The 20568-nt window shown below is 60.4% G+C and carries 17 protein-coding genes and 1 pseudogene; 11 read left to right on the top strand and 7 right to left on the bottom strand.

From position 1 onward, the window contains the following. Window positions 1-32: 32 nt before the first annotated feature. On the bottom strand, window positions 33-1139 hold the full coding sequence (gene cofH, locus R6Y96_RS01050) for a 5-amino-6-(D-ribitylamino)uracil--L-tyrosine 4-hydroxyphenyl transferase CofH (RefSeq protein WP_318621629.1): 1107 nt from the start codon (window positions 1137-1139) through the stop codon (window positions 33-35). A gap of 28 nt (window positions 1140-1167) precedes the next feature. Then, window positions 1168-1836 carry a signal peptidase I gene (locus tag R6Y96_RS01045; RefSeq protein ID WP_318621628.1) on the bottom strand — a complete coding sequence of 223 codons (669 nt, stop codon included), beginning with the start codon at window positions 1834-1836 and terminating at the stop codon, window positions 1168-1170. A gap of 219 nt (window positions 1837-2055) precedes the next feature. Here R6Y96_RS01045 and R6Y96_RS01040 point away from each other — a divergent pair, with 219 nt between their 5' ends. From R6Y96_RS01040 to R6Y96_RS01005, 9 genes are all read left to right on the top strand, one after another. Beyond that, a complete protein-coding gene (locus R6Y96_RS01040) occupies window positions 2056-3456 on the top strand; it encodes a DNA-directed DNA polymerase II small subunit (RefSeq protein WP_318622533.1) in 1401 nt (466 codons plus the stop codon). A 91-nt stretch (window positions 3457-3547) separates the two neighbouring features. Continuing rightward, window positions 3548-5572, top strand: a complete 2025-nt coding sequence (locus tag R6Y96_RS01035; RefSeq protein WP_318621626.1) for a sodium-translocating pyrophosphatase — start codon at window positions 3548-3550, stop codon at window positions 5570-5572. Window positions 5573-5742: 170 nt separating this feature from the next. Further along, window positions 5743-6459, top strand: coding sequence for a DUF2162 domain-containing protein (locus tag R6Y96_RS01030; RefSeq protein ID WP_318621625.1), 717 nt, complete (start codon window positions 5743-5745; stop codon window positions 6457-6459). After that, window positions 6456-7076, top strand: a complete 621-nt coding sequence (locus tag R6Y96_RS01025) for a MotA/TolQ/ExbB proton channel family protein (RefSeq protein WP_318621624.1) — start codon at window positions 6456-6458, stop codon at window positions 7074-7076. The genes R6Y96_RS01030 and R6Y96_RS01025 overlap by 4 nt, the downstream gene beginning before the upstream one ends. Then, the gene (locus tag R6Y96_RS01020) at window positions 7073-7414 is read left to right on the top strand and encodes a DUF2149 domain-containing protein (protein WP_318621622.1); all 342 of its coding nucleotides are present in this window, start codon (window positions 7073-7075) and stop codon (window positions 7412-7414) included. The genes R6Y96_RS01025 and R6Y96_RS01020 overlap by 4 nt, the downstream gene beginning before the upstream one ends. A 190-nt stretch (window positions 7415-7604) precedes the next feature. After that, on the top strand, window positions 7605-12302 hold the full coding sequence (locus R6Y96_RS01015) for a cobaltochelatase subunit CobN (RefSeq protein ID WP_318621621.1): 4698 nt from the start codon (window positions 7605-7607) through the stop codon (window positions 12300-12302). 298 nt (window positions 12303-12600) lie between these two features. Then, entirely contained in the window at window positions 12601-14052 is a 1452-nt protein-coding gene (locus tag R6Y96_RS01010) for an AMP-binding protein (RefSeq protein ID WP_404810320.1), read from the top strand. Beyond that, complete coding sequence (locus tag R6Y96_RS10380) at window positions 14024-14503, top strand: AMP-binding enzyme (RefSeq protein WP_404810319.1); 480 nt, start codon at window positions 14024-14026, stop codon at window positions 14501-14503. Before R6Y96_RS01010 ends, R6Y96_RS10380 begins: the two co-directional genes overlap by 29 nt. 6 nt (window positions 14504-14509) lie before the next feature. Then, window positions 14510-15799 (top strand): L-lactate MFS transporter, encoded by a 1290-nt coding sequence (locus tag R6Y96_RS01005; RefSeq protein ID WP_318621619.1) that lies wholly within the window; start codon window positions 14510-14512, stop codon window positions 15797-15799. Here the strand turns inward: R6Y96_RS01005 and R6Y96_RS01000 are convergent. Next, window positions 15796-16266, bottom strand: a complete 471-nt coding sequence (locus R6Y96_RS01000; protein ID WP_318621618.1) for a ribonuclease III domain-containing protein — start codon at window positions 16264-16266, stop codon at window positions 15796-15798. The two genes, R6Y96_RS01005 and R6Y96_RS01000, sit on opposite strands and share 4 nt — an antisense overlap. Then, the gene (locus R6Y96_RS00995; RefSeq protein ID WP_318621617.1) at window positions 16263-16751 is read right to left on the bottom strand and encodes a peptidylprolyl isomerase; all 489 of its coding nucleotides are present in this window, start codon (window positions 16749-16751) and stop codon (window positions 16263-16265) included. The genes R6Y96_RS01000 and R6Y96_RS00995 overlap by 4 nt, the downstream gene beginning before the upstream one ends. Before the next feature lie 148 nt (window positions 16752-16899). On the opposite strand from R6Y96_RS00995, the gene R6Y96_RS00990 reads away from it, so the two are divergent. Further along, window positions 16900-17619, top strand: coding sequence for a nucleoside-triphosphatase (locus R6Y96_RS00990; protein ID WP_318621615.1), 720 nt, complete (start codon window positions 16900-16902; stop codon window positions 17617-17619). Window positions 17620-18079: 460 nt separating this feature from the next. Further along, a pseudogene (locus tag R6Y96_RS00985) lies at window positions 18080-18475 on the top strand (hypothetical protein); the annotation flags it as partial. A 57-nt stretch (window positions 18476-18532) separates the two neighbouring features. Here the strand turns inward: R6Y96_RS00985 and R6Y96_RS00980 are convergent. The 3 genes from R6Y96_RS00980 to arsB are packed head-to-tail and all read right to left on the bottom strand — an operon-like array spanning window position 18533 to window position 20395. Beyond that, window positions 18533-18874: a putative zinc-binding protein gene (locus R6Y96_RS00980; protein ID WP_318621613.1), complete on the bottom strand. Its 342-nt coding sequence runs from the start codon at window positions 18872-18874 to the stop codon at window positions 18533-18535. 7 nt (window positions 18875-18881) lie between these two features. Continuing rightward, on the bottom strand, window positions 18882-19274 hold the full coding sequence (locus tag R6Y96_RS00975; RefSeq protein ID WP_214023478.1) for a DUF2703 domain-containing protein: 393 nt from the start codon (window positions 19272-19274) through the stop codon (window positions 18882-18884). After that, window positions 19271-20395 (bottom strand): ACR3 family arsenite efflux transporter, encoded by a 1125-nt coding sequence (gene arsB / locus R6Y96_RS00970; protein WP_318621610.1) that lies wholly within the window; start codon window positions 20393-20395, stop codon window positions 19271-19273. Before arsB ends, R6Y96_RS00975 begins: the two co-directional genes overlap by 4 nt. Window positions 20396-20568 lie beyond the last annotated feature (173 nt).

The raw sequence follows: 20568 nt of genomic DNA, 5'->3' as shown, positions 1-20568 counted from the left end.
AGCATTGTGAAGAGCGTGGTGCCCCCCCGAGTTCAGTCGGGGGTAGTTGACGCAACAATCTTGTATGTCGTCGTCCGCTGCCGGAGCGTCCTGCCGAGATCCTCTGCAATCCTGCGCATCTCCGCCGGGTCAAGGTAATCGGCACCCTCACCCCCGGCATCGACCGAGACGTCGTCGCAGAACATCGTCCCGCCAAGATCGTCGCCGCCCGCCAGCAGCCCGAGTTCTGCCATCTTCGTTCCGACCTTGCCCCAGGAGATCTGGATATGGTCGAAGTTGTCCAGGAAGAGGCGCGCGACCGCAAAGAGCAGCAGGTCTTCGCGCCCGGTGGCGCCTGCGGGCGCAAGCCCCTGCCGATAGAGCGCGGTGTTCTCATAGAGATAGGAGAGCGGCACAAGTTCCGTGAACCCGCCGGTCTCGTCCTGGATCTCGCGGAGGATCTCGAGGTGCCTTGCGCGGTCGGCCTCGCTCTCGCAGGAGCCATACATGATCGTCGCTGTCGACCGGATGCCCATCCCGTGCGCCTCCTTTATGACACGGACCCAGGTTGCGGTGTCGCACTTGTTCGGGCAGATCACCCGCCGGACGTCGTCGACAAGGATCTCGGCCGCTGTCCCCTGCAGCGTGCCAAGACCCGCATCGCGCACCTGTTCGAGCGCCTCCCTGGTTGAGACTCCGCTTCGTTCCGCTGCCCAGGCGATCTCGTCAGGGCTTGCGGTATGAATATCCACGCCCGGCGCCTCCTCGCGCACGCACCTGATTAGGTCGATGTAGGAGTCCAGGGTGTAGTCCGGGTGGACTCCGGAGAGGATACAGATCTCGGTGACGTTACGCTCGCGTGCGATCCTGGCCTTCTCCCGCACCGTATCCAGGTCGTCGCGGAACGCGCCAGGGTCATCCGCACCCCGCCCGAAACCACAGAACCCGCAACGGTTCTTGCAGATGTTGGTGACGTGGATGTTCTGGTTCCTGACGTAGGTGACAGTCTCCCCGACTTTCCGCTCCCGGAGTTCGTCTGCTGCGGCGGCAATCTTCCAGACGTCCCGACCGCGCGCCGATAGCAGGCTTACAGCCTCCTCCTCGGTGAGTCTGTAGCCGGCAAGAACGTCGTCGAGCAGGTCATTCAGCGAATATGCCATCTTAAGCACTTCTTTTGTGGTTCAGGTTTTATACCTCTTTCTCTTCTCGGCGCGCGAGGATGAGATCGTGGATAATTATGATCAGGATGACGACAGCGGCAAACTCTGGCAGGTGGAGCGGGAGGTAACCTATGAGCGGCACCGCTGCCAGGGCTTTTCCAACGACCCATTCCTCCTTCACCGGTTCGATCACACCGATGCCGGAGATCATGAGGTTTGGCTGGTCGGTGTAGGGGTTGTTATCACCTTTGGTGATGTAGCCACCATGCGGTTCATCGTAGTAGGCCCCGAGTCCCGACTCTATCACCCCCTCTGTGTCGAGGTAGATCATCGCCCGATGGATGATCGGGTGGACGGAGTCGGCGCCGTTTGGCCGGTAGACGATCACGTCGCCGTAGTCCCCGAAAGACGAGTAGCCAATCATCTGACCTTCGGCCCAGGTGACGAGACCCCCGAACCGGTTCTCGTCGACGACAAACACCAGGTCACCCACGTTCATGTGCGGAACCATGCTCTCCGACTCTATCGTGACCACCGCCGGCCAGGTTCCGGCAAAGAGATAGAGGATAAGGGCGATACCCCCAACGACCGCGACGACCCAGAGGATGTCCCGGGCAAGCGAGATACCGGGGTGATCGCTATCGCGGAACGCCCTCACGGCATTTGCTGCACGCTGCAGCCAGTTTGTAGCCGCCATCTGCTCTAAAGATGTTACCCATCCATCATATACATAGATTCCCAGGCTGGTCTTCTCATCGGTTCTGCAGGGTGAAATGTAAAGAGGGTGTGACGGGTTCTGCCCGCAGATCGCCGGAATTTTGTGGATCTGATGTCAAATCCCTGTCCCTGTCTTCATCACACGGGGGTGTGCGGAAGGGTAAAGCCAATATTCTCAGGGGAGAATAACATGAAGTCCATGCTTGCCAACGCCGAGATCGTACGCCGGTTCCTTGAGACGAAGCATCAGGTCCACCCCGACGTGGTGAACTACATCCGGGAGCAGAACGATCCTTCGCTCATCGACCGGATTGCGGCGGCAGCCGGTGACGCCCTGGTGGTCTCCACCGAGCACGTACCGGGTCTCAAGAAGGTCAGGGATGGGACGAGGTTCCTGGTCGACCCTGAGCTTGAGGTGATCGTGGGGAGCGCCGGAAGCAGCGGGAGCGTCAGCGGTCACGAGGACGCCGTTCACTACTTCCGGAACCGCTACAACACCCTATCCTCCATGATCCGGACGCGGATGACCGCTATGCCGGTCGAGGCGCTGCTGAAGTCTCCCGGCCGTTACCGTGACGAGGAGTGCAGCATCATCGGGATGGTTGTAGAGGTGCGGACGACCCCGAAAGGCCACAGGATGATCGAGGTGGAGGACCCAACCGGGGTGATCCGGGTGCTTTTCAACAAGGGGCACGACGAGGCTTTCGAGGAGGCCGAACGTATACTCCCTGACGATGTGATCGGGGTCAAGGGAAAACTCTCCGGTGATGGGGGGCTCCTCTTTGCCGAGCAACTCGTCCGTCCGGACGTCCCCATCAACAACGCCCCTTTCAAGAGCGATCGACCCGGAAAGGCTGTCCTGATCTCCGACGTCCACGTTGGGAGCGACACCTTCCTCCAGGATGCCTGGAACCGGTTCGCCGACTGGCTCCAGGACTCAGATGCCTCCTACCTCCTGATCGCCGGCGACCTCGTCGACGGCATCGGCATCTACCCCGGACAGGAGAACGAACTGACGATAAAGAACATCTACGAGCAGTACGACGTCTTTGCGGAGATGCTCTGCGACCTCCCATCCCGGATCCGGATCGTTGCCGCCCCCGGGAATCACGATGTTGTGAGGATGGCCGAACCTCAGCCTGCGATCCCGCAGGAGTTTGCCGCGAATTTTCCGTCAAACTGCACCCTCGTCGAGAATCCCTGTCTGCTGAACCTCCAGGGCGTCCGCGTCCTGATGTATCACGGCCGGTCGATAGACGACATGATCGGGCTCATCCCCGGCGCGAGTTACGAGCGTCCCGGCGAGATCATGGTTGAGATGCTCAAACGCAGGCTTCTCGCCGCCCCTTACGGGATGCGGACACCGATCGCAGCGATGAAGACCGATCGGCTTGTCATCGATCCGCTCCCGGAGATCCTCCTCACAGGGCACATCCATATCTGCGGTCTCACACGTTACCGGGGCGTTCTCGGGGTTAACGCCGGTACCTGGCAGTCGCAGACGTCGTTTCAGAAACAGATGAACGTCCACCCCACACCGGGGCGGGCTGTTGTCGTCGACCTCCAGACGCTCCAGCCAGGGGTGATCGATTTTAGTTAAACGTTTCATCCGATCTTCCGGGAGTTTTTCCACATATTTAAAAACGTTGAATTCCTCTCTATATGGTACTCAATCGGAGGAATGCTGAGAGATGGATCTGGTGTATCTGGCGCCCCTGGGTGCTATCCTGGCTCTCCTGTTTGCAGGATACTCGTATTTGAGTATCAGGCGGGAGGGCACTGGTACCGAATCGATGCAGAAGATTGCTGCCGCCATCCACACGGGGGCAATGGTCTACCTGAACAGACAGTACCGCGCAATAGCGGTATTTGTTGTAGTGCTTGCCGTTGTCCTGGCACTCGTGATCAATCCTCTCACGGCGGCGTGTTTCGTCCTCGGTGCGGCTCTTTCGGCGACCGCAGGCTACATCGGCATGTTCACCGCAACCGCCGCCAACGTCCGGACGACCAACGCCGCGCGGCGCGGGGTTGCCGATGCCTTCCGCGTCTCTTTTGCGAGCGGTTCGGTCATGGGTATGGCTGTGGTAGGGCTCGGTCTTCTTGGTCTCTCGATCGCCTATGTGGTCATCAGCACCGTAACCGGGCTTCCCCAGGCTGAAGTCCTTACCATCGTGACCGGTTTTGGTCTCGGTGCAAGTTCGATTGCCCTCTTCGCCCGTGTCGGCGGCGGTATCTTCACCAAAGCCGCGGACGTCGGTGCTGACCTGGTTGGAAAGGTTGAGGCCGGCATCCCGGAGGACGACCCCCGGAACCCCGCGGTCATCGCCGACAATGTCGGCGACAACGTCGGCGACGTCGCCGGCATGGGTGCTGACCTCTACGAGTCCTATGTCGGCTCGATCATCGCTGCTATGGTCCTTGGTGTCTCTGTCGCGGCCACAATGTTCCCGAACGTCGAGATGATGAACGTGATCCTCCTCCCGCTGCTGATAGCAACGGTCGGGATTGTTGCGTCCATCATCGGCTCGTTCTTTGTGCGGACCAACAAGACCGAGAGCAGCGCCATCCACATGGCCTTCAACAGGGGGCTGCTTGCTGCAATCGTTGTAACCGTCGTTGCTACCTACTTCCTCGTGACAACGCTTCTCGGTGCAGAGTACATCGGAGTCTTCTACGCCGCTGTCGCCGGGCTCATAGCGGGTTTCGCCATCGGCCTGATCACGGAGTACTACACCTCCTTTGAGCGTAAACCCACCCTGGCCATTGCAAAGTCGACCGAGACGGGGGCTGCGACCACCATCATCACCGGGTTTGCAAAGGGGATGGAGAGCACCATCTGGCCGGTTCTGATCATCTCTGTCGCGATCTTCGTCTCATACCAGGTTGCCGGGCTCTATGGCATCGCGATCGCCGCGGTCGGTATGCTCGCGACACTCGGGATCTCCCTCTCGGTCGATGCTTACGGCCCGGTTGCCGACAATGCCGGCGGTATCGCCGAGATGTCCCACCAGAAGCCGGAGGTCCGCGAGATCACCGACACCCTTGACGCCGTCGGCAACACCACCGCCGCCATCGGCAAGGGGTTTGCCATCGGTTCAGCAGCGCTGACGGCGCTCGCGCTCTTCTCTGCATACACCCAGGCTGTGGGCCTCTCGGTAATCGATGTCTCCATCCCGAACGTCTTCATCGGCGTTCTTATAGGTGCGATGCTGCCGTTCCTCTTCTGCTCCATCACGATGATGGCAGTTGGTAAGGCAGCATACAGCATCGTCCATGAGGTCCGCCGCCAGTTCAGGGAGATCACCGGGCTTATGGAGGGGACGGCCGATCCTGATTACGCCACCTGCATCGCTATCTCCACGCGCTCTGCGCTGCGAGAGATGATCGCGCCAGGCGTCATTGCCGTTGCCGCCCCGCTCGTCGTCGGGTTTGTCCTCGGGAAAGAGGCGCTCGGCGGGTTGCTTGTCGGCTCGCTTGCGGCCGGGTTCCTCCTCGCCGTCACGATGGCAAACGCCGGAGGAGCCTGGGACAACGCAAAGAAGTACATCGAGCAGGGTCACCTCGGCGGCAAGGGCTCCCCCGCCCACAAGGCTGCCGTCGTCGGCGACACCGTGGGCGATCCCTTCAAGGACACCTCGGGGCCGTCGCTCAACATTCTCATAAAATTGATGTCCATGGTCGCGCTGGTCTTTGCACCGCTGATCCTGGTCATTTAATCCCATTCACTTTTTCGGCAGATCCACCCGCTCGGGCGCGATTATACTAGTGTACTGCTCCGGCACAGGCATCTGCGAAGCTGTATGCCGAATCAGGACGACAAAACACCCCAGTTCCGGATCCAGAACAGGCCATTTTATAAGGTACACTTGTTTAAACTTAAATTATTATGAGTGACGTTGTCAACTTCCTCACCGCCGGCGTCTTCGGCGGCACCACCCTTCTGGCGTTGAAGAGCGGGGTCGGGTGCGGGCTTTCGGGACTGCGAAGATGCGAGACGCTCTGTCTTGCATCCATGTATGCGCTCACCGCGCTCATTATAGGAGCAATCGCTGGCAGCATCCCGGTGAGCGCAACAGAGCAGGTCATCGGGCTCGGCGTTGTCATGCATCTCATCATCGGGCTCGCGCTCGTCTATTTCGGCATCAGAACGAAAAAAGCCTGGCTGGCGGATCGCAGAGATCTATCGCGCCGAACATTCCTCCTGGTGTCGCTTCCCTGCCCGGCATGCCTTGCAGCAACATTCCTTTCGTGCCTCGTCTTCACCAGCACCACCGGAATGAGCGGCGTTGCGGCGGGCGCCGTCATCGGGGGCTTATTCTTTGCAGGGATTACGGGAGGGGGAATTGTCACGAGCTGGATAACGAAAAAGGCCGGTATGGACAATCCCTCCACCCTGGGTAACGTCATGCTGTTCCTCGGCCTCTTCTACCTGCTCTGCCTCCTCCTCATCCCGGCCTACCTGCAGGCGCAGGACGCACCGGCATTCGGCATCGCAACGGATCCGGTCGGCATGCTCCGTGCGCTCGTCCTGATGACAGCCCTGATCGCGTTCGGGGTGTTCACCGACAGAATCCGGCACACCGCGGAGCGTGGTGGCAGATGACGGACCTGTCGACACTGATCATGGAGACCATGTTCACCCTGTCCGGGGCGTTGTTCTATCCTGCAATCATAGTGCTCCTTGCCTTCGTTGTCTGGACACTGACGGCTCTCGGCCAGTTCATCTCCGAGTACTCGGCAAGGACCCGGAACCTCGAACGGCTCAGAGACGGTTGCCGGGAGACCCGGGCGCTCGTCCAGGCCCGGTCGTACGGCGAAGCCGCAGAGACGCTTGCAGCGTCGGGGTCAAACCCGCTTCTCAGATCGTTTACCGGCGACCTTGCGAAACTTCTCGGGGACGATCGATTTTCGATCGAGTCGGAAAAGCTCCTCCAGGACTACGAGATACGCATTGCAGCCGAACTGGAGCGGCTCAAGATCCTGACGCGGACGGCCCCAATGCTCGGGCTCATGGGAACGCTGATACCCCTCGGTCCCGCACTGATGGGCCTTTCGGCAGGGAACGTCGAGGCGCTGGCATCCAACCTGGTCATCGCGTTCAGCACGACGGTACTCGGGCTGTTTGCCGGAGGCATCGCCTATGCCGTCATGCTGACGAAGCGCCGGTGGTATCTACAGGACTTGAGCGACATGGAATACGTGGTGAGGATGGTGGCATGAGGAGAAGACGCATCATTCTCGACGACGAGGACGAAGACCCTCTCTCCGGCGTTGCCAACCTCTTTGACGTCGCTATGGTCTTCGCCGTCGCCCTCCTGGTCGCGCTCGTCGTCGCCTACAACGTTCCCGAACTCCTCGACGATGAAGCGGACCTCACGGTGGTGAAAAACCCGGGACAGCCGAACATGCAGATCATTATCAAGGAAGGCAAGACCCTCAAGGTGCTGAATATGACCGAAGAACTTGCCGGCGGCCAGGGCAGCCGCATGGGTACGGCATACCGCCTGGAGAACGGCGAGATCATCTACGTTCCCGACGATGGGGACGAGGATAACTAACTCTTTTGTCCAGAAACCGGGCTCTACCACCGCATCGATGCGTAACGTATATTAATAATCAATCGTACTTGATCTACCTAAAAATAAGTTTGGTAAACACCCGGCCGCAGCAGTCGGCTCCGGGAGGAAAAGAGGCTAACGTATGAGAGTTACGAAAAAAAGCAACCTGTACTGGTTATGTGCGCTGATTATGATCACGCTGCTCCTGGTCGCGCCTGCGGCAGGTGAAGGCGCCGCGGACCCAGCCGGGAGCGAAGAAGTTTCGGAGAATGGAACGAACGGGCTGGATACCCGGAACCCGGTTGAAAGTCCTTCGATGCCGGAAGCGGCCGGAACAGAGGAGCCTGCAGCCCCTGAAGAGGTGGAGGAGACGCCACTCCCTGACGAATCCGGGAACGCAACGGGGACCCCGATCCCGACTGCAACCGCCGGCGGCCCGCTCCCGTTGGGGGACTCTGGAACTCCTGCTGGTGAAGGGAACACGATCGAAACAGTGCGGGAGGCCGCTGTGGAGAACAGGATCGCGATCGTCACGGGCGACAGCCAGAGGAGGGCAGCGATCACCAATGTGACCGGGAGCGTCCCGTTGAACGTCTCCCTCTTCTCCGAAGAAGAGGCACTGCTGCACGATTTCGCCGGGGAACCGCTTATCTTTGCCGCGTCCATCGGCAATGAGACCGCTGCGCGTATCAACGGCACAGCCGGTGAGAACGCAACGATCATCCTCTATGGCCTTTCCCCGGATACTATATTCGGTATGCCCGCGGACCAGAACATCAGCCGATACTGGCAGTACGGGGGTGACGGTAATATCCTGAACATGCTCCTGTATATCGACAACACCTGCTTCGGGAACTCAACACCCGTGGATCCTCCACAATCACCACAAGAGGCGATCAGGATCGTCATGATCATCGGTGGAGAGAGTTATGTCCCGATGTACATCGATGCAGCTGCGAAGAGCACTGCAAACGTCACGGTCTATCCCTCAAAGAACCTGCCTGCCGATCTCAACCTCACCGGCTATGACCTCATCTTTCTTGAGATGTTCGGGGCCGGAATAGATATCATCGAACCGGCGGTAAAGGACGCCACTGCCCTCGGGATTCCGATAATGGTCCTTCATGGAGGGACGCATGAATCCCTCGGAACCGTCGATATGACCGCCCACCCGGCAGTGGAGACCTACTGGGACAACAACTGTCCCGAGAATGCGCTCAGGCTGATCGACTACATTAGTGCCAGGTTATGCGGGGCCGACGTCCCGGTGAAGGATCCGATCACCATCCCCCAGGAATGCATCTACCATCCCGACAGCGGGGAACCGTTTGAGAACCTGGATGACTATCTGGCGTGGTACTCCATGTATGATCCGGCAAAACCGACCATCGGCATCATCTTCTATGACAGTCACTACCGTTCCGGCGATCTTCGCGGTGATGACGCTATCATGAGAGCATTTGAAGCCAGGGGAGCGAACATCCTCCCGGTCTTCCTCGATCATAAAAACCCTCACGTGATCGACCGGTTCTTCGTCAGGAACGGGACGCCGGTCATCGACGCCATCGTCAATATCAGGTGCTTCAGGTTTTACGGGTCCGGTGAGAACGCCGAACGGGGAATTGCGGAACTGGCAGCCTACAACATCCCGATCATCAACGCACTTGTTGATTACTCAAAGACCCCTGAAGAGTGGGCGGAAGGCACCGACGGCATCACCGCTTCAAAGATCGGTTACTCGATCGCGATGCCCGAACTTGACGGCCAGACAGAGTTCATCTGGACCGCCGGGAGGGGAATCGACCCCGAGACAGAAGCGATCGGGTTTCGCCCGATCACACCCGTCGACGAGCAGGTTGCTTGGCTCGCCGACAGGGTTCTGGCACTCGGGAAGCTCCGGCATACTGCAAACCCCGACAAGCGCATCGCCGTCATCTACTACAACCACGGGGGAGGGAAGAACAACCTCGGCGCAAGTTACCTTGATATCGTGCCGAGCCTCACGAGCCTCCTCAACGCCATGAAGGCGGAGGGCTACTCGGTAGCCGGCGAGGTCCCGGACGAAGACGTCCTCCTCGACCTGATGCTCCTCCAGGGAAGAAACGTCGGCACCTGGGCCCCCGGGGAGCTCGACCGTATGGTAAAGGACGGAGACGTTGTTTTGCTCCCTGCAGAGATCTACGCCGGATGGTTCCACAGCCTGCCTGCAGAGAGGCAGCATGAGGTTATTGAGAAGTGGGGCGAGCCGCCGGGTGAGATTATGGTCTACCAGAACGGCGGGAAGGAGTACCTGGTGATCCCCACAATATCTTTCGGCAACGTACTGCTCGCGCCGCAGCCGACTCGGGGCTGGCTGCAGAACGAGGAGATACTCTACCATGACAAAGATCTCCCGCCACACCACCAGTATATCGCCTTCTACCTCTGGCTCCGGAACGAATTTGGGGCAGACGCCATCGTCCATTTCGGCAGGCACGGGACACACGAATGGCTCCCGGGCAAAGAGCGCGCCCTCTCCGCAACAGATTGGCCGCCCCTCCTCATCGGGGACTGCCCGAACATCTACCCCTACATCATGGACGGGCTCGGAGAGGGGACGCAGGCCAAGCGGAGAGGAAATGCGGTCATCGTGGATCACCTCACCCCCCCGATCGTCACGGCAGGACTCTATGGCAACTTCGCGGTCCTCCACGAGAAGGTCCACGCCTACGGCACCGTAAATGCGACGCTGAAGGGGGAGTACAGGAAGAGCATCACTGAACTTTGTGAGGAGATGAACATCTGCGATAACCTTGATCGCACGGTCGAGGGGATCAAGGCGATGTCGGAGGAAGAGTTCGCCGCGTTCATTACCAGCGACCTTCATCAGTACCTCCACAAACTTGGCGACGAGCTCATCCCGTACGGTCTGCATATCCTTGGAGAGCCGCCGGAAGGGGACGAACTGGTCTCGCTTGTCCGGGCGATGCTCGGCGAGGAGTTTGAAGAGCACGTTGGTATGATCTACCCCGACCCGCATAGCCTCTCGGCAGCGCACGGAAACTGCACCGTCATCGAGGCCCTGCTCCATGAGGTACTTGTCAACGGCACAGGACCGGAGGCGGCACAGCAATCCATCCTCGGCGGGGTCTCTGCCGATGTGACGGCAGATTTGAATACCGCGACCCGCTACCAGATGGATATTGCGGCCTGCACCGTTGAGATTCCGGCGATCATCAACGCACTCGACGGCGGTTTTACCCCGCCGAAGACGGGCGGCGATCCGATCAGGAGCCCGCACAGCCTCCCTACGGGCAACAACTTCCATTCCTTCGATTCGCGGACCATGCCGACACAGGAAGCGTGGAACGTGGGCATGCAGATGGCGGACGAGATGCTCAGGCAGTACCGGGATGCGCATGACGGAGCATACCCGGAGAAGGTGGCCTTCGTCCTCTGGGCGTGTGAGGCGATGCGCCACGAGGGAGTGACGGAATCGGAAGCCCTTTACCTGCTCGGCGTGAGGCCCGTCTGGAGCAAAGGAAACGTGAAGAGCCTGGAACTTATTCCATCTGGGGAGCTCGGGCGGCCGAGGATCGACGTGCTCTTCCTCGCATCGGGACTGTACCGGGATACGTTCGCGGACAAGATCGAGCTCCTCGACGAGGCCGTCAGGCTCGCTGCACAGGCCGAAGAGAGCGAATACCCTAACTACGTGAAGCGGCACAGCGAGGCACTCTACCAGCATCTCCTTGCCGGCGGCTACGACGAGGCTGCCGCACGGAGCCTTTCTACGGCACGGATATTCTCGTCCGCACCCGGAGCATACGGAACAGGGCTATCCTCCGCGATCGACGCCAGCGGGACGTGGACCGACGAGGCAAAGCTTGCGGAGCTCTTCATCAACAAGATGGGCTACGTCTACGGATCTGGCACGTGGGGCGAGCCAGGTACAGACCTCTTCCGTGCAAACCTTGGCGGTGTTGAGGCAGCGGTGCACACCAGGAGTTCGAACCTCTACGGCCTCGTGGATAACGATGACTGCTTCCAGTACGTCGGGGCGCTCTCCCTTGCCGTACGCTACCTTACAGGGACGGCGCCGGAGACGTTCATCACCGACCTCAGGGCTGCAGGCAAACCGGAGACGACAACGTTGAAGGAGTTCATCTTACGAGAACTCGATGCCCGGTATTTCAACCCGAAATGGATTGAGGGGATGATGGAGCACGGGTATGCAGGTGCGAGATGTATGGATGGAGAGTTCCTGCAGAACCTCTGGGGCTGGACCGTGACGAATCCCGAGATCATCGGGTCGGATATCTGGAACAGGGTGTTTGACGTCTATGTGAAGGACGAGCACCACCTTGGCCTCTCCGAATTCTTTAAGGACAACCCGTATGCCTACCAGTCCATGCTCGCACGGATGATGGAGACGGCACGAAAAGGCTACTGGGATGCGGATAGCAAAGTTCTGCAGCACCTCGCACAGGAGTTCCAGCAGTCGGTCGAACTCCATGGGATGACATGCTGCCACCACACCTGCGGCAACCTCCAGCTGGAGGCCTACATCCAGAGCCAGATCCCCGCACCCCAGGCGCCCGATTCCGGCAGCAGCGGCAAACGCCCATCCTCCCGCTCCTCCTCATCGCCGCTCCCCACGTTCACACCGATTCCTTCCGGAACGGGAGACCAGGCCACCAACACGACGGGTGCATCGGGGGTCGGGAAGACCCTCGATAAAATGGCCGGCGATATGGCGAAGGCCGCACAGGAGGTGAGCGGCCACGTGATGCGGGAGGTGCAGGACGCGGTTACCGGTCCGACCTCCAGCACGCCCCTCATTCCCGTGATGCTGGTTATCCTGGTCGTCGGCGCAATAGCCGCCGGGTTCAGGCTTAAGCAACGGTAAGGACTCATCCTTTTTTGACATCTGCGAATTGGGGGCAGGCCGGAGATCGGCATCCGCCCCTCCGCGTCCTTTGCACAAGACCCCGCCTCCCATCCCCGTTGTTCCGGTGGCCGCAAAGTTTATCACATATTATACATTATTAATCATGTAAAATACAGTGGCGGTCGCGTACGGAAGAGACCGGTGTTACGCTCCCGGCGGGGACCGGCACCGGTTGCCGGCGACCGGTATGCATGGTAGCACGACCACGGGCCGAACAAGCGAGCCCGGAAGATGATTGAAGATGGAAGGAGGAGATATGACAGATTCGTTCGCCGTGAAACTGGAAGAGAAGAAGCACTACCCGGACCCGCTTCTCAAGGCTAACGCCTGGGTGACTGACTACGCCCGGACATACCGGGAGTTCCTGCGCGACCCGGAGGGTTTCTGGGACGGGATCGCCCGCGAACTCTCCTGGTTCGAGCCCTGGGACAGGGTTCTGGAGTGGAACTACCCCTACGCGAAGTGGTTCGTCAACGGGAAACTCAACATAACCTATAACTGCCTGGACAGGCACGTTTCCAGCAGCAGGAAGGACAAACCGGCGATCATCTGGCATGGGGAGAGCGGAGAAAAGCGGATCCTCACATACGAAGACCTGCATCGTGAGGTGATGCGGTTTGCAAACGGGCTTTTGAGTCTGGGGATCAGAAAGGGCGATCGGGTCTGCATCTACATGCCGCTCGTCCCGGAGCAGATAGTCGCGATGCTTGCCTGCGCCAGGATCGGGGCCGTTCACTCGGTTGTCTTCGGGGGGTTCGGGGCGGGTGCGCTTTCGATGCGGATCAACGATGCCGAGGCGAAGGTTCTGATCACCGCTGACGTCGGTTACCGCCGGGGAAAGACCGTCCCTCTCCGGGAGATCGCGCTTGAGGCGCTCGCTCAGGCGCCATCGATCGAGCGCGTCGTCGTCCTCAGGCGGGCGAGGCCGGCCGTCGAGCTCGACGGTGTGCGCGAGGTGGACTACGCCGAACTTATGGCCCGTTCCGGGCCAGAATGCCCGCTGGAGGTGATGGACGCCGAGGATCCGCTCTTCATCCTCTACACAAGCGGTTCGACCGGCGCACCGAAAGGGATCGTGCACACCTGCGGTGGGTATGCGGTCGGGACGTACTACACGACGAAATGCGTCTTCGACATCAAGGAGAATGATATCTACTGGTGCACCGCCGACACCGGCTGGATCACCGGCCACAGCTACATCGTCTACGGCCCGCTTGCGGTCGGCACGACAGTTGTCATCGCCGAAGGTACGCCCGACTACCCGGATCCGGGCGCCTACTGGCGGATCGTCCAGGATCTCGGGGTGACGATCTTCTACACCGCGCCCACAGCCATCCGGATGTTCATGCGCTACGGCGACGAGTGGCCGAAGAACTACGATCTCTCATCGCTCCGCGTTCTGGGCTCAGTCGGGGAGCCGCTCAACCCTGAGGCGTTTGAATGGTTCTACCATGTCATCGGCGGCGGCAGGTGCCCGATCGTCGATACCTGGTGGCAGACCGAGACCGGGATGCACATGGTCACCACGATGATCGGCGAGCCGATGAAACCCGGGTTTGCCGGGAAACTTTGCCGGGAAACCCATCCCTGGCGCCGTTGTCGACGTCGTCAACCGCCAGGGCGAGCCGGTCCCTCCCGGCACCGGCGGGTTCCTGGTCATAAAGGAACCGTGGCCTGCAATGCTCCGGACGGTCCACGGGAACGATGAGCGTTACCGCACCTACTGGAACACCATCCCGGGGTGCTACACCGCAGGCGACCTGGCGGTGAAGGATGAGGAGGGCTACATCATGGTTCTCGGCCGTGCAGACGACCTGATAGTCGTTGCCGGGCACAACATCGGGACGGCCGAGGTCGAGAGTGCGCTCGTCTCTCATAGGGCGGTGGCCGAGGCTGCAGTCATCGGAAAACCCGATCCCCTTAAAGGAAACGTCATCAAGGCCTTCGTCACCCTCTGTGTGGGGGTGGCTCCCGGAGACGGTCTCACGGCTGAGCTCGCACGCCATGTCAGGAAAACCCTGGGACCGATCGCGGTGCCTGCCGAGATCGAGTATGTGGATAGGCTCCCAAAGACCCGGAGCGGCAAGATCATGCGCCGTGTCCTGAAGGCCCGCGAACTCGGTATGGACCCGGGCGACATCTCCACCCTGGAGGAGTAGGTCTCCATGCCCGATACAACACCAGCGATCTTCGGTATGCGCGCAGAGAAGGGACGGTGGGGGCTGGTCGCCCTTGGGCTCATAATCAACCTCTGCCTTGGGAGCATATACGCCTGGAGCGTCTTCACCGCGCCACTTGCCGCGCACTTCACGGAGGTGCTCGGCCGGCATGTGACGGCCGGGGAGGTCCTCCTCCCGTTCTCGGTCTTCCTGGCGTTCTTCGCGATAGCGATGCCGCTTGCCGGGAAGTACATCGAACGCTACGGCCCAAGGAATGTGACGATAGTTGGCGGGATCCTCACCGGTTTCGGCTGGCTCCTGGCATCGACGGTATCTTCGGTCGAGGCCCTATACATTGTCTATGGGGTGATCGGAGGCCTCGGGGTCGGTATCACCTATGGGGTGCCGGTCGCTGTGGCCACCCAGTGGTTCCCTGACCGCAGGGGGTTTGCGGTTGGGCTCACACTGCTCGGGTTCGGGTTCTCGGCCTTTATCACCGCAAACATTGCTGGAGCCCTGATCGCTGCCTACGGTGTTATGACAACATTCCGGATCTTCGGCATCGCCTTCATCGTCCTGCTGGTTCTCTCGGCCCTGCCGCTACGGTTCCCACCGGCCGGCTGGCGACCCGCCGGCTGGACGCCTCCGCCGCCCGGCAGTGGCAGCGCACCGGCCTGTGAGTGTGATCGGGGCACGATGCTCCGGACGGGGACATTCTACGGGCTCTTTGCCTGTTATTTCATCGGTTGCCTGGCCGGGTTGACAGCCATCTCTATCGCGCAGCCGGTTGGAACGGAGGTTGCCGGGGTCAGTGCCGCGCTCGCGACAGCTCTCGTCGGGTTCTTCGCCATATTCAACGGCCTTGGCCGCCCGGTCTTCGGAAGCCTCACCGACCGTATAACCCCGCAGAAGACTGCGATGCTGACTTTTGCGCTTATAGCGGTGGCATCTCTTCTGCTCTGGCTTGTACCGGGGGTGCCGTCTTACATCATTGCGTTCGCCATACTCTGGGGATGCCTGGGTGGCTGGCTCGCCATCGCGCCGACGGCGACGGCCTCGTACTTCGGGACGTGTGACTACCCGCGCTGTTACGGAGTTGTCTTCCTGGCCTACGGTGCGGGGGCCATCGCCGGGCCGCAGGTTGCCGGGTTCATCCGGACGGCGAGCGGGACATACCTCGGTGTCTTCCCGCTGGTTGCGGCCCTTGCCGTCGTCGGTTTTATCATCGCCTGGCTCCTGATGCGCCCGCCGTCCAGGGTTCCGGCGCCGGAGAAGGAAAAAGAGGAGGGTCTTTAAGCCCTCTTGATGAGCCCGAGCCGCCGGAGCACCTCCGCGGCCGGCTCCATACCGCCGTCCAGATAGACAGCGCCTATGAGCGCTTCCAGGCATTCGGCGAGAACCCGGCCGGATGTCCAGACCCTCTGGGCGGCTTCACCCTTTCCCCACCGGACATGCTCGGCAAGGCCGATCTCTTCTGCAAGGGCGCGGAGCCTGGACATGTTCACCAGGTTCATCTTCCGGTTGGTGATCGCGCCCTTGTCGTGCACCCCCTCCGCCACCACAGCCTCCACGACCGCGACGTTGATCACGGCGTCGCCGAGGGTTGCCAGGGCGTCCATGTGCATCTCCGGGGGAAGACCGGTCTCCAGGGTGCAGGCCAGGCGGGTTAGCGCCCGCTCAAGCAGGGAGGGGTTGCGGAATGTGTAGCCAATCCGCTCCTCTACCGCCCGCAGGTTGCGGTTGCTGTTCTCCCACTGGTTCATCGCTCCACGACTTCAGCCTTCGTTATCCGGACGGCGACCTTTGGTCTGTCAGCGGAGTCCGTCTTCACCTTCCCGATCCTGTCAACGACGTCCATCCCCCCGACCACCTCACCAAAGACCGGGTGGGCGCTCGGCGTGCGTGGGTCGTCCCAGTCGAGGTAGGCGTTATCTACCAGGTTTATGAAGAACTGGCTGCCGCCGGTGTTCGGGCGGCCGGTGTTCGCCATCGCGATCGTGCCCCGCTGGTTCGAGTGGCCCTTCACGAACTCGTCGGGGATGGTATAGCCCGGCCCGCCGCTTCCGGTGCCGGTGGGATCACCACCCTGGATCATGAACCCGTCGATCACACGGTGAAACACAGTGCCGTCGTAGAAACCAGAACGGACCAGTTTTTCGAAGTTTCCGGCGGTCACCGGCATATCATTGTAGAGCCGGATCGTTATATCGCCCATTGTCGTGTGGAGCACGACTCTCTTCTCTGCCATGGCCATTAACTCCGTATGATATTGTCCGCTACCACATTTATACTGCGGCGGGGGTATCGGCGCGGGGCCGGCCACGCATGTTAACTATATTTGCCCAACAATACCTGCACGTAAAACTGATTTATACAGGCAGCCCGGAAGTATATGTATGTACTCTGGAGCGAACGTCTACTCCTATATGAACGGCAGGCCGCCGGTATTCATCATCACCGGCGAACAGGGTCAGTGCAAGACGACGTTCCTGCACCAGGTTCTGGGGCTCATCGTCGGGGCAAATGTTCGGGTGAGGGGGATCATTGCCCCAGGCCATGTGCGGGACGGCAGGAGATCGGGATTCACGCTGGTCGACCTGGCCACCGGTGAACACGAGGAACTCTGCTCTATCGACCCCGACCCTCGGTGCGAGGTTCACGGCCGTTTCTACTTCCGGCCGGAAGCGCTCGCGTTCGGGCGGAGAGCGCTCGCGCCGCCCGATCCCCGGTCTACCGATCTGCTGGTGGTTGACGAGGTCGGGAGGTTTGAACTGCAGGGTGCGGTCTGGGCGGACAGCCTCGATCGACTGGTCGGTCATCCTCATCCACCGATGATCTGGACGGTCAGGCGCAGGCTGCTCCACACGGTTGTCGAGCGCTGGAACATCAAGAACGCCGTCGTGGTGGACGTGGGGGCAGCGAGCGTCATGGCGACGGCCGATGCCGTGATGGATGCGGTCTGGGAATGGCGGGAGGCGCAGGCGTTCTCCAGGGTCACGCCAGCAGCACCGCAGGCGGATTGCATCCCCTGTCTCTCTTTGCTGGTTGCGGATGCGGCCGCTGCCGGAGCCTCACAAAACAGCCCGATAATCCTCCGGAGATGCTATAGCCCATAGGGGTGGTGCGGGTCTTCCTCCTGGCCCGCACGTCACGTTCGAAAGCGCAGGCGATAACAACGCGCGCTGTCAAGAACATACCACCCGCTCTTTTTCATACCCTGGATCGTGCATAAGACGGAGCGAAGGTGCTGCACGCATGAATGCAGCCTGTTTTGATCGCAGGTGGTTCGCAGGAGAGATCCGAGTTGTCTTCCCCGCCGGGCTCGCCGCCGATGTATTGATGGGCCGTGGGGACCGGTCGCGTCCGGCCATCCGGTCGGCTCACCCCCTTTTGATCCGGCACCCCATGCACCAGTGGTTGGAGGTTATGACTCCTGGCGTGCGTGGTTCTGCATCACGCCCGGAACGGGTTTCAACCAAACACTTTTACCAGTGAAGTAAACGTTATATCATTTATATTAACCGAGAATTAAATAAACTTCATATACAAACGTGGTATGAGGGGGGAGTGCGCGAGATGACCTGCGGGAGAGAAACGATCACAGAAGCGGGGCAGGAGCCAAAAAGGAACATCACGACCAATCCTCCGCGTTTGGTCTCCCGCAGCGCGACACCGATCTCTGAGACCGTCCTCCGGCTAATCCCGGTAGAGAGGGCGATCTATATCCTCCCGGTCGTCCTCTTATTCGTCTCCCTGTTCGTCGGGAGGTACATGATGGACCCTGTGGAGACCTTCCGGATCCTCACCATCGGAACGGCGAACGCGCTCCTCGATGGGACATCAACCCTGCTCTCCACACTCTCAGGTCATCAGGTCGTCCTCCCCTCCTTCGAGCAGACCTGGGGGGTATCAGAGCAGACGGTCGTCTTCCGGATCAGGCTTCCGCGGGTGATAGCGGCGATGCTCGTCGGGGGAGGACTCTCCCTCTCCGGCGCATCGTTCCAGGGGCTCTTCCGGAACCCCCTTGTCTCACTTCCTCCCGTCCCGGAGGGCCGCGATCACGGCCGCCGCCAGCCGTTCGATCTCGTCGAACCGCGGCTCCTCCATCCCGTTTTTCACGATCCCGCACTCGGTCGCGACGATGTGGAGGTCAGGCATCACCCCGGTCTCCCGGAGTTTTTTGAGTGCACAGGCATCTTCGCAGCCGTCCAGGGCGAGAATTCTGCCGCATGGCGGTTCCTGGAGCCTGGCTGCCGGGATACACTCCTCAACGCTGCCCGGAAACCGCTGCAGGACCACCATTCCGGCCCTGGCGGTCACCTTCCCTGTGCTGGAGAGCCCGGAGCAGGTGACCAGGGTTATGGGCTCCATCGCGGCATCACTCCATCTCGAGCGCTCTTGCGACCGCCCGCCCGATCAGTTCCGGCGGGATGGCCTCGTAGTCCTCGCCGCTGTAGCGGAGCGCCCTGCACTCCGTATCCTCCTCGCAGGTTATGCAGGCGCAGGAGGCGCAGGGTGTCGAGATCACCTCCACGCCTTCCAGCAGTTCCTCGATCGGTACACCGTTGAAGAGGAGGGAATTTGACTCTTCAACGGCCGTTGCCGGGAGCACGGTCTCGATCAGCCTGACGCTGACACCTTCCATCTCAAGGATTGTAGTGATCTCCGAGATAACCGCTTTGAGAGCCGTTCCAGTATCGTGGCACCGTTCGCAGGTGGTATCGAGATCCTCTCCAACGTGTTTCCATTCGATGATAAGTTCTTTCTTCATGCTGTATCTCCTCCATTGGCATCGACGGGACATCTTCCTGTCGCCTCCTCACCATACCACCGATCGCGGAGTCGGAGCGCCGCGTTCACCAGGGACATGAGCACCGGCACCTCGATCAGCGGACCTATGACGGTGGCAAACGCCACCCCCGACCCGATCCCGAAGATCCCTATGGCAACAGCGATGGCGAGTTCGAAGTTGTTGCTCGCCGCCGTAAACGAGAGCGCTGTTGCCCTGCCGTAATCCACCCTGAGTCTCCAGGAGAGCCAGAACGAGACGAAAAACATCAACAGGAAGTAGATCGCAAGCGGGATGGCGATCCGCAGGACATCCAGGGGAAGTGCGACGATGTTTCCGCCCTGGGTTGAGAAGATCACGACGATCGTAAACAGGAGGGCAAAGAGCGTGATCGGCGATATACGAGGGATAAACCGCGTATCATACCAGACATGCCCTTTCAGTTGCAGGAGCGTAACCCGTGTCATAAACCCGGCGATGAAAGGGATGCCGAGGAAGACAAAGACTGTTGCCGCGACGCTCGCGATCGTTATCGGCACCGCTGTACCTGCCGCTATGCCGAGAAGCGGGGGCAGGACTGTGATAAAGACGTAAGCGTAGAGGGCGTAGAAGAATACCTGGAATACGGAGTTTAAACCCACGATGGCGGCACAGTAGTCGCGGTCGCCGCATGCAAGGTCGTTCCATACGATCACCATCGCGATGCACCGGGCAAGTCCCACCAGGATCAGACCGTACATGAACTCCGGTTGGCCTGCAAGGAAGACCGCTGCCAGGAAGAACATCAGAACCGGGCCTACGACCCAGTTCAGAACGATGGAGAGACCGAGCACCTTTCGGTCGCGAAAGACCCGTCCCAGATCCTCGTAACGGACTTTTGCAAGTGGCGGGTAGATCATCAGGATCAGGCCGATGGCGATAGGGATCGATGTTGTCCCGACCGAGAACCCTGTGATTGCTGCAGGCACCCCGGGGAAGAAGTAGCTGATTGCGATTCCGGCGCCCATCGCAAGGACGATCCAGAGGGTCAGGTAGCGGTCGAGGAGGGAGAGCCGCGAACCGGCAGCGTTCTCCGTCTGTATCTTGTTTCGGCCGCTCATCATCGGTCACCCCCGGTCGGCGTGAAACTTCTCCCAGGGTGCGGCGGCATACAGCCCCGCGGCATCGGTTGGGATTTAGTCATGCTCGCGCACCATCGAAACCAGTTCTGCGCCGAGAGCGGTGTCATCTCTGATCTCCAGGCGGCGACCTCTGCAAAGACCGCATCAAGCATCTT

The sequence above is a fragment of the Methanoculleus receptaculi genome (assembly GCF_033472595.1).
In the GTDB taxonomy this organism is placed as follows: domain Archaea; phylum Halobacteriota; class Methanomicrobia; order Methanomicrobiales; family Methanoculleaceae; genus Methanoculleus; species Methanoculleus receptaculi.
Note: the sequence above shows the minus strand (reverse complement) of the source record. Positions and strands in the feature narration are given on the sequence as shown.